7 protein-coding genes and 1 pseudogene are annotated in these 10,898 nt (G+C 47.3%); 6 read left to right on the forward strand and 2 right to left on the reverse strand.

What is annotated here, in order from left to right; all coding sequences use genetic code 11:
• Positions 1-9 precede the first annotated feature (9 nt).
• From B9J84_RS10450 to B9J84_RS10475, 6 genes and pseudogenes are all read left to right on the forward strand, one after another.
• Entirely contained in the window at positions 10-1,350 is a 1,341-nt protein-coding gene (locus B9J84_RS10450) for a 2-hydroxycarboxylate transporter family protein (protein WP_094124083.1), read from the forward strand.
• Positions 1,343-1,712, forward strand: a pseudogene (locus B9J84_RS16235) (OadG family protein). The gene B9J84_RS10450 and the pseudogene B9J84_RS16235 overlap by 8 nt, the downstream one beginning before the upstream one ends.
• A gap of 17 nt (positions 1,713-1,729) precedes the next feature.
• Positions 1,730-3,544, forward strand: a complete 1,815-nt coding sequence (gene oadA / locus B9J84_RS10460) for a sodium-extruding oxaloacetate decarboxylase subunit alpha (RefSeq protein WP_094124081.1) — start codon at positions 1,730-1,732, stop codon at positions 3,542-3,544.
• Between the two features lie 15 nt (positions 3,545-3,559).
• Entirely contained in the window at positions 3,560-4,861 is a 1,302-nt protein-coding gene (locus B9J84_RS10465) for a sodium ion-translocating decarboxylase subunit beta (RefSeq protein WP_017048250.1), read from the forward strand.
• A gap of 70 nt (positions 4,862-4,931) precedes the next feature.
• Positions 4,932-6,638 carry a sensor histidine kinase gene (locus B9J84_RS10470; RefSeq protein ID WP_017048249.1) on the forward strand — a complete coding sequence of 569 codons (1,707 nt, stop codon included), beginning with the start codon at positions 4,932-4,934 and terminating at the stop codon, positions 6,636-6,638.
• A 2-nt stretch (positions 6,639-6,640) separates the two neighbouring features.
• Complete coding sequence (locus tag B9J84_RS10475; RefSeq protein WP_017048248.1) at positions 6,641-7,324, forward strand: response regulator; 684 nt, start codon at positions 6,641-6,643, stop codon at positions 7,322-7,324.
• A 13-nt stretch (positions 7,325-7,337) separates the two neighbouring features.
• On the opposite strand, the gene B9J84_RS10480 is transcribed toward B9J84_RS10475, so the two are convergent.
• Entirely contained in the window at positions 7,338-7,610 is a 273-nt protein-coding gene (locus B9J84_RS10480) for a hypothetical protein (RefSeq protein WP_017048247.1), read from the reverse strand.
• Between the two features lie 390 nt (positions 7,611-8,000).
• Positions 8,001-10,889, reverse strand: coding sequence for an Ig-like domain-containing protein (locus B9J84_RS10485; RefSeq protein ID WP_094124082.1), 2,889 nt, complete (start codon positions 10,887-10,889; stop codon positions 8,001-8,003).
• Between the last annotated feature and the right edge of the window lie 9 nt (positions 10,890-10,898).

Here is a 10,898-nt window from a genome sequence, read left to right on the forward strand (position 1 = left end):
AATCAACACATGAACGAAAAAACCCTATATTTAGATAAAAAGTCAAAAGGTGGATTGAATCTAAGCCAGATAAAAATATTTGGCACTCCACTCCCTTTATTTTTATTTTTACTGATCACTGTATTAGCCGCCCATATTACTGACACTTTACCTAGCGGTCTGGTCGGTGGTTTTTCTTTTATGTTTGTCATCGGCGCGATATTTGGCGAAGTTGGCAAACGCCTACCTATTTTTAATAAATACATCGGCGGTGCACCGGTAATGATTTTCTTGGTTGCTGCTTGGTTCGTCCACATGGGCTGGCTCAGCGACCGTGAAATAAAAACCGTGACCGAAGTGATGGATAAGAGCAAGTTCTTGGATCTGTTCATCGCAGTACTCATTACTGGCTCCATTTTGGCGGTCAACCGTAAACTACTGATCCGCTCTCTAGCCGGTTACATTCCGACCATTCTGGCTGCGGTTGCCGGTGCGGCGATATTTGGTATCGCTATCGGCCTCGTATTTGGTATCACCCCTGATCGCATCATGATGCTGTATGTGCTGCCGATTATGGGCGGTGGTAATGGCGCAGGTGCAATTCCACTTTCCGAGATATATGAATCGGTCACTGGTGGTTCAAAAGAACAATACTACTCAGTAGCGGTCGCCATTTTAACTATCGCTAATATAGTGGCTATCATCGTAGCTGCTGCTCTGAACATTATTGGTGAAAAGATCCCATTATTAACTGGCAATGGCGAGCTAGTACGCAGCTCAAAACTAGACGTCAATGAAGAAGCCCAAAATCTTAATATCACTCACCGTGAAATTGCGATTGGTTTAATGCTGGCCGCATGTGTGTACACCTTCTCTTACGCTTTATCGAAAGAAATTCTGCCCGGTTTTGGCTCGATTCAGATCCACACTTTTGCTTACATGGTGGTGATCATCGCCATCCTTAACGCGGCGGGTTTGTGCAGTGATGAAATCAAAGAGGGCGCGAAACGCCTGTCGAATTTCTTCTCAAAACAGATGCTGTGGCTATTGATGGTCGGCGTTGGTATTGCTTACACCGATCTGGCGGAAATCATCAATGCCTTAACCTTTACTAACGTGATTATTGCCACTGTTATTGTACTTGGGGCGACTTTGGGTGCTGCTTTAGGTGGTTGGGCGATGGGCTTCTATCCTATTGAATCCTCTATCACCGCAGGTCTGTGTATGGCTAATCGCGGCGGTTCTGGTGACCTTGAAGTGCTCGCGGCCTCTAACCGTATGAATTTGCTCTCTTACGCACAAATCTCTTCACGTCTGGGTGGCGGCATTGTGCTCGTTATCGCCAGCGTGGTGTTCGGTATGTTTGTTTAACTCTTTAACCCTTGCTCCTTGGGATTATTTGGCGCGCCTAGCGCGCCTCTTTTTTCTCCCTATTTTCAACCCTGTTTTTATCACTGGAAGTGACTATGCAATCAACCTCACTATTCCTCGAAGGGATTAATTTGCTGACCCTGGGGATGGGCTTTGTGTTCATCTTTTTGATTTTCTTAGTATTTGCAACTCGCACCATGTCGTACTTGATTGTACGTTTTGCCCCGCCTCAAGTACCAACCAAAACGGGCAATAAAAAAACACCAGCCAATAAGGCTAAATCCAAACAAAACCAAGGTGAGTTGCTCGCGGTGCTCACTGCAGCTATCCATCACCATAAAGCACAACAAAAATTATCTTAGTGAAGGAGAAATAACAGATGACTCAGGCGATTAAACGCGTAGGTGTAACAGATGTCGTATTACGCGACGCTCACCAATCTCTTTTTGCCACTCGCTTACGGATTGACGACATGCTGCCGATTGCGCAGCAATTAGATCAGATCGGCTATTGGTCTTTGGAATGTTGGGGAGGCGCGACTTTTGACAGTTGCATCCGCTTTTTAGGCGAAGACCCATGGCAACGCCTACGCTTGCTCAAACAAGCCATGCCCAATACGCCACTGCAAATGCTACTGCGCGGACAAAACCTACTCGGCTATCGTCACTATGCTGATGATGTAGTGGATACCTTTGTCGAGCGCGCAGTGAAAAATGGCATGGATGTGTTTCGCGTATTCGATGCGATGAATGATGTGCGTAGCATGCAACAAGCTCTACAAGCGGTGAAAAAGATGGGCGCACATGCGCAAGGCACGCTCTGTTACACCACAAGCCCAGTGCACAATTTACAAACTTGGGTCGACATAGCACAGCAACTGTCGGAGCTGGGTGTCGATTCTATTGCCCTTAAAGATATGGCCGGCATTTTAACCCCGTATTCTGCCGAAGAGTTAATCTCAACCCTGAAAAGACAAGTGGATGTCGAATTACATCTGCACTGCCACTCTACTGCTGGCCTTGCCGATATGACCTTACTCAAAGCGATTGAAGCGGGCGTTGATCGGGTCGATACCGCGATTTCCAGCATGAGTGGCACTTATGGTCATCCAGCGACGGAATCTCTGGTCGCCACCTTGCAAGGCACGGGCTACGACACCGGGTTGGATATCGCTAAGCTCGAAAATATTGCGACCTATTTCCGCGATGTACGCAAAAAATACCACGCCTTTGAAGGCATGATGAAAGGCAGTGATGCACGTATTTTGGTGGCGCAAGTCCCGGGCGGTATGCTGACCAACATGGAAAGCCAACTCAAACAGCAAAACGCACTGGATAAACTCGATTTAGTGCTCGAAGAGATCCCGCGTGTACGTGAAGAGCTTGGCTTTTTGCCACTAGTGACTCCGACGTCACAAATCGTGGGTACACAAGCGGTGATCAACGTCGTAATGGGTGAGCGTTACAAAACCATCACCAAAGAAACCAGCGGAGTACTGAAAGGTGAATACGGTAAAACACCTGCGCCGGTCAACGTACAGTTGCAAGCCCGAGTATTAGCTGGCGCTGAGCCCATCACTTGCCGCCCCGCTGATTTGATTACTGCAGAAATGCCAACCTTGCAAGACCGCGTATTGCAGCAAGCCAAAAAGCAACACATAACCCTCGCCGAGAATGCGATTGATGATGTGCTGACCATTGCGCTGTTCGACCAAGTGGGTTGGAAGTTCCTCGCGAATCGCCATAACCCAGAAGCATTTGAACCCGCACCACAAGCAGCAAAAACTGGTGACGCCTCTCAAATGCCTGCGGCAAAAGCCAAAGCCGCGTCAGTGGAAAGTCAGTCCGTCGCAAGTAACGGTGTCTACACCATTACCGTCAACAACCAAAGCTATGTGGTGAAGGTAGATGAAGGCGGCGAGCTGACACATGTCGCGCCAGCAGCGTCGGCCAATAACGCACCAGTACCGAGTGCAGCAGAAGGTGAAAACCTCGCAGCACCCCTTTCTGGCAATATCTGGAAAATTCATGCAGCAGCAGGTGATGAAGTGGCTGAAGGCGATGTCCTGCTGATCTTAGAAGCGATGAAGATGGAAACTGAAATCCGCGCACCACGTGCTGGAGTGATCAGTGTCATTGAAGTCAATGAAGGCGATGCAGTACAAGTCGGCGAAGCCTTGCTAGTACTAGCATAATCAGGGACAAAAATAATGGAAAACGTTTTAGCTATGGTGCGTGATTTTGGCCTATTCCACCTCCAGTGGGGGCAAGCCATCATGATCCTTGTCGGTTTAACGCTGCTCTATCTGGCTATTTTTAAACGCTTTGAGCCTTTGCTACTAGTGCCTATTGGGTTTGGTGGCATTCTCTCTAATCTGCCTGATGCAGGGCTTGCCATGTCGGCGATAGAAAATGCCTTGTATGCCGCCAAACCGGAAGTGATGACGGCCTTTTCAAAAGTACTACAACTTAGCTCGTACATGCCTTTGGACATTAAGCAAGCATTGAGTAGCGCAACGCCACTACAAATGACCACCTTGCACTTGCTCGCCGAGCAGTATCAGTACAGCGATGGCATGCTTTATCTGTTCTATAGCCTGGCTATCGCTTCCGGAGTTGGGCCTCTACTCATTTTTATGGGCGTAGGGGCAATGACGGATTTTGGTCCACTGCTCGCTAACCCCAAAACCCTGCTGCTCGGTGCGGCGGCTCAGTTTGGTATTTTCACTACCGTACTGGGTGCATTGGCATTAAGCAGTTTAGGGGTAATGGATTTTAGCGTGGCGCAAGCTGCGGCGATTGGCATCATAGGTGGTGCGGATGGCCCTACGGCAATTTACGTCTCGAGCATGCTCGCACCTGAATTGTTGGGGGCAATTGCGGTCGCAGCCTACTCTTACATGGCGTTAGTGCCTATGATTCAGCCGCCGATAATGCGTGCGCTGACCACGCAAGAAGAACGCAAAATTCAGATGCATCAACTGCGCCAGGTACACAAGCTAGAAAAAATTGGCTTTCCACTGCTGTTACTGATTTTGATTGCGCTCTTACTGCCTTCTGCAACGCCACTGCTCGGTATGTTCTGCTTTGGCAACTTGATGCGTGAGTGTGGTGTGGTGGAGCGTTTATCCGACACAGCGCAAAACGCACTGATTAACATAGTGACTATTTTCCTTGGCCTATCAGTCGGTTCGAAACTGATGGCGGATAAATTCCTCCAGCCACAAACTATCGGCATTTTGGTGCTCGGTATTGTTGCGTTTTGTGTCGGTACTGCCGCAGGGGTTTTGATGGCTAAACTGATGAACCGTTTCTCCACCACCAAACTCAACCCACTGATTGGTTCAGCCGGAGTTTCTGCCGTGCCGATGGCGGCACGCGTCTCCAACAAGGTCGGGCTAGAAGCCAACGCGCAGAATTTTTTGCTGATGCATGCCATGGGACCAAACGTCGCTGGGGTCATTGGCTCTGCAGTAGCGGCAGGAGTTATGATCAAATATGTGATGGGATAGACATTATTGATTGGTGTTTCTTAGACTCCAATCAATAAGCCTCACTTATAGCAAGGATAGACTCGCCGGCATGAAAATATCACTAGCCCACTTTTTACACACCAAAGTCTGCCAGACTCTTTCGTTTCAGCAAAGGGTCGGTGCACTACTGGTTGCTATGGTAGTGATCCAGCTTTTGCTGGTAGCCGGCTTTTTCCATCAAACTCTTAGTGAAACCCTACAAGATCAGATCAGCACTAAGGCTCTGATTCAAGCGCGTGAGATTGCGACTGACCCCAATTTAATTGCCCTAATCCAACAAAATCGTCTCACCGAAGTACAGACTAAAATCGATCGCCTACAACGCATTTCAGATGCCAACTTTATTGTGATTGGCGATGCCAATGGTATTCGCATTGCCCATCCAGATGAGCGAAAAATTGGTTTACCCATGCAAGGCGGTGACAGCAGTAGAGCGTTAAAAGAGGGCGAATATTACACCTCAACCCAAAAAGGCAGCCTAGGCTGGGCAATTCGCGGTAAGGCTGCTGTTGTCTCACCTTCCGGACAGGTTCTGGGTGTGGTTTCTGTGGGCTATTTACTCGATCATATCAGTGATTGGCTACGCATTTACTCCTATCCAATGCTCAGTACTGTGGCCCTACTCATGCTGCTTTCTGGATTGAGCGCTTGGCTGTTTACCCGCCATATCAAGCAACAGATGTTCAATATGGAGCCGGAAGAGATCGCCATGAACCTCAACCTGCAGCAATCCATTCTACAAAGTGTGTATGAAGGAATAGTTGCGATTAGCTTGAAAGGTGAAATCCTTTCTGTGAACGCTAAGGCACTGAATATTCTTGGCATTGCCCACCAACCGAATCATCTGATTGGACGTAATGTTCAAGAGTTCATCACTCCGACTTACTTTTTCATGGGTGCTAGTCCGTTTGGTCAGTTAGCACAGCAAAACAGCACCAGCCAGCAAGATGAACTGATTAGCTGTAATGGTGAAACCTTGGTGGCGAACCGTGTGCCAATCAATTCAGGGCAACAGCAAATTGGTTGGGTGGTGAGTTTTCGTCGCCGCAACGACTTCAATACGCTGACTTCCCAGCTTAGCCAGATCCGTCAGCACAACGATAACCTACGCGTAATGAGCCACGAGTTTGCTAACCGCCTCTCCACCATCGGCGGGTTAATTCAAATCGGCGCATACGATGAAGCCGTCAAAACCATTCGCCGTGAAACGGCCGAGCAGCAGCAACTGATCGATTTCATCTCCCAGACCTTTCATCCTAAAGTGATCGCAGGATTACTGCTCGGTAAATACAGCCGTGCCAAAGAGCTAGGGCTGTGCTTGGAGTTCGACCCGATGTCACATCTACATCAAGAGCCGCAATGCATGACGTCAGATGAGCTGGCGGCAGTGCTCGGTAACCTACTGGATAACGCATTTGAAGCGACGCTAAAAAACCCAAACAACAATAAAACCATATCGCTGCTGCTGACCGATAACGGTGAAGAGTTGGTGATTGAAGTGGCAGATAATGGCAATGGCATTCCTGCCGACATTGCCCAAACCTTGTTTCTCAAGGGAGTGAGTAGCAAAAACCAGCAAGGACACGGTATTGGACTTTACCTTGTTCATCGATTTGTCACTCAGGCTCATGGTTCGATACTTATCGACAGTGCAGAGCCGCAAGGGACTATTTTTTCTATTTTTATTCCCAATCGACCCAAAACACTTGTGGCGGAAAACCACTTACCACTAGCTGAAGGGCATAATAAGAGCTGATTATGATGGAATTAATCGACGTATTGATCGTAGAGGATGAAACGAGCATTGCTGATGTGCACAGCTTTTATCTCAAACAAACTACCCGCTTTCGCCCTGTTGGCGTGGCACAAAGTATTAATGAAGCACGTAACATGGTGCGCATTCTCAAGCCTAAACTGATTTTTTTAGATAACTACCTACCCGATGGTCGTGGCATAGAGTTTTTAAAGGAGCTAACTCATCAACCGCAAGCACCAGATGTGATTTTTATCACTGCCGCTTCCGATATGGAGACAGTACGCGAAGCCGTTCGCTGCGGAGTATTTGATTACTTGTTAAAACCAATTGCCTATGATCGAGTGCAAAACTCGCTGGAGCGTTATCTAAAATACACTAGCTCGCTGCGCGCTAATGACAGCGTCAATCAGCGCCACGTTGATGAACTGTTTAATTTTCAGGCTAAAACTGAGCAACTAGATAGTTTACCCAAAGGGATAGATGAACTTACTTTGATCAAAATCCAAGAGATTTATCACCATGAACCACAAACCGCGTACACCGCAGAGTTGTTAGGACAAGCGATTGGGATCAGCAAAACCACCGCCAGACGTTATCTTGAATATTGTGTGGCCAGTGGTTTTCTGGAAGCTTGTATCCAGCATGGTCGGGTAGGTCGTCCTGAGCGGCTTTACCAAAAACGCTAACTACCGCTTTGATTTATAACGTGTAATGGAAGGGGAGCACTTCGGTACTCTCCCCTATTTCCAGCACCCCTTCTAAGTTGTCGCTATGACACTGACAAAGTGGGATCACAAACACCCCTTCCTCATCTTTATCGCATTTTACCAACATCGCCTGAGAAGACGGTGCTAAACAGTTAATCTCGGAACAAAACGCCTGACTTTCACGGCTAAAATGTTGCCAATACGCCAACCAATTTTCTCGCGCTTGAGCAGAAGCCAAATCTCTAGAAACCTTTCTAACTAACATCGCATCACCACTGTGGCTATTGAGTCGCTCTATTACAATGGATTTCGACTCGCCTGAGCATGAAGTAATTCAAAGTTCACCGTAACGGAAAAAATCTTATTGGTTTTTATGTATTTATATAGCGATGAACGTTGAAGTAGTCACGTTGTAATGGCGTGGAGGGTAACTGGTTGCCTGGCCGCAAAATAGGAGCTGGGAATGACCAAATTTTCATTAAGTAAAATTAAATATTGTTATGTCTAATACAGCATTCATAAAAAATCAAAAATATCGCATGAGGTTCTCTATTTCAGCTTCGGCGATTCAGATTAAGTTGATGACGATGGATAAAAACACGGAAGGCACCATGGCCTTCCGTTATCTAGTTAACTCACAAAATAACCATGTAGGCTACTTACTGACACTGATCATTTCGTTGAAATACTCGACTTGCTGTTCCATGCTCAGACTTTGATTATTTGAACCCAACGCCCAGATAAAGAAACCACCGTAACCATTCTCTTTTTGCCACTTGGCACGGTTGAGGTTGTTTTCACGGCTCTCCACAAAATTGCCGTTTGGCCCCCACTGGCTATTGATCGTATTGCCTAAAACAATCTTCGACTTATCTCCAATGTATTGAGCGTAATTAGCCATCGCGACATCGTAGAGGAAGTTTTGGCCGGCGTCATAGGTCATGACGTTGAAGAAATCGAAATCGTTCTTGGTTGCTTGTAACAGATCGATCACTTCACCATGGTGAGACGAGCGACCTGATGGCTCAACGTAAGAACAATTTTCAAACACACTTGAATCCATGCATGCCACAGGATCAGCACCGACATGGTATGTGGTCAGCGACAACACTTTATTGTCTCCCACTTTTTGGCGTATCAGTTTAATCAATGCGGTTAGGTCTTGGTTCTCTTTATCGGTAATGCGCGCGGCTTTCTCGAAGTCGAAGTCAAGACCATCAATTTGCACATAACCCGCTAATTGGTACTTGCTGTAATCACATTGGCCATCACCCCCCGTCGCAAGGCAGTCACCCACCACCTCTTCTGGTTTTAGGTTCTTCTTATAGACAGGGAAGGGTTTGTTGACCAATTCAACGAGGCCATTGGCCACCGCCTCCCGATTTGCATCGCTACCAATCGCAGACCAAATACTTTCATAAGTTTGACCACCAAACGCGACCATCATGGTGACATTGCTATTATCGTGTTTTAAGGTTGACCACGCTAAGTACTGAGATGGCATCCAATCTGGGTTGTAACTTGGTGGGGTCACCATGTCATCAGAAATCGTAATGTTACCGCTAGCATCCCATTGACCGAACGATAATAAATAACCGTCACCTTCAGAATTAAACAGTTTTTCATAATCGTTTAATCCCCAAGAAGTGAGATAACTAATGGCACGGTCTGGGTTATCGGCAAGGCCACCACCACCGGTACTCTCTTTCACTGTAATATTGGATGGGGCTGACATTTGCTCTTGATTGGCACTGTTGAGCGCCTTTGCGTAAATAGCGTAGTTGCCTGCTTGCGCTCCAATCCACTCATATTCATAAGGTGCTTCGGTGTCTTGATTCAGCACCTTACCGTTGGCAATAAACGTCACGGACGCCACCTCGCCTTCATAGCTCTTAGCATCCGCTTTGATTGAGATCGCTCGGCCTTCAAAGAAGCTTGAACCGTCTACAGGGGAAGAGAGTGACACCAGCAGATCTTTATCAGTAATGGCAATCGAAATCGGTGCAGTTTGAGCACTTGCGCCTTGATCGTCATACGCGGCAACCGTAAGTGTGTATTGTCCTTCAACTTGAGCAGGCACAGTGATGGTATAAAGATCGCCCGAAGAAGAGGTGGATGTTGCAACGACTTCGCCATTCAATTGAACATCGACACGCGCCACTTGGGTATCGTCGGTCGCCTCAACGACCACCTCAAATGGCTGATTGGGTGCTATTTTTTGTCCATTTTCTGGCGATTGAACATGCACTTCAGGAACAGGGTTAGGATCGCACTCACCAACGTCATTCCATGCATCTTTCCATGCATCTGGATAATTTGGATGCCCAGTACCCGGTGTCCATACTGGGTTACCACACCAACCTGCGATTTTACATGCGTAGATATGGCCAATATTGGTTACCTCATCTCCCACTTGATAGCTCACGCCATCTTGGTACTGAGCAACGTCACCGCAACTACCACTCACATCAGTAACCGTAATCGTCAGATTTTTTTGTGTTACATGCCGTTCATCATCTTGCGCTTCAACACGTAATGCAGCGCTTCCGGCCGTTTGAGGGGTCCAGTCACAAGAGAACACTTGCTCTGTTTTGGCATCGATACTGCAAACTTCGGTGTCATTAGCAAAAAATTTAACGGTAGCCAGATCATTATCAGCATCGGTCACTTCAGCAGAGATCGTCAAACTTGTACCTTGTGGGTGGGATGATGCCGCTTCTGGGGAAATGAACTCAACGACCGGAGGATTAGGCGCCGTCGATTCTGACTCGACAGAAACAGGCACGCTTTGCTCAGAGAGCTTATCGCCTTCCTCATTGAACGCGATAACTGAAATGGAAGCGGCTCCTATTTCTTTCGGTTGCCACACTTGCTGATACTCGGTGACACCTTGCTTCAATGGTTGTTGAGCAATTTTGTCTTGGTTAGCCCAAAACTCAAGCTTACCGGCACTCTCACCATCAACACGAGCCATAATGCTAACGTCTGTGCCCGTGTATACCACTGAATTTGGCGCTGGAGAGAGAATATCTAGCGAAAAATCGGGCGGTGGTGTGATGCCCCCTTCCATTTTCACAATAACAGAATCTTCAAAAGCACTCAGGTTTTCCAATGAACCAGCAAAAGCGATCGTCAAGGAGAGTGATTCTGAGGCATTCAGAACGCTGTCAACCCAAGCACCTTCAGGGAATTTAAGCGCCACTGAATGGAGAATACCGCCCGCTTGAGCGGTATGAGATAGACTCCACGTAGGATGGGATAGCGCCGATGATTGCCAACCTATATCGTTAATCGCAACGGGTAATACAAATTCGATTACCGCATCGCGCATATCCGCTGACTCTGCTCCTGTATTTTTAATCGCTAAGGTGTAAGTGCTCCACCACTGCCCCTCTGACTCAGCTACCGCATCCGCGCTAAACTCAACAGCAATAGCCTGAGATATTGGGTTTAGCAATAGACCCGAAAAAAGCATGGTTAGGCCTAAGACCCGGTAATAGTTTTTGTCGGCCATTGAGACTGGCGTGTTTTTTTGATTAAACATTATTTTATA

It is taken from the genome of Vibrio sp. V03_P4A6T147 (assembly GCF_002241085.1).
Classification (GTDB): domain Bacteria; phylum Pseudomonadota; class Gammaproteobacteria; order Enterobacterales; family Vibrionaceae; genus Vibrio; species Vibrio anguillarum.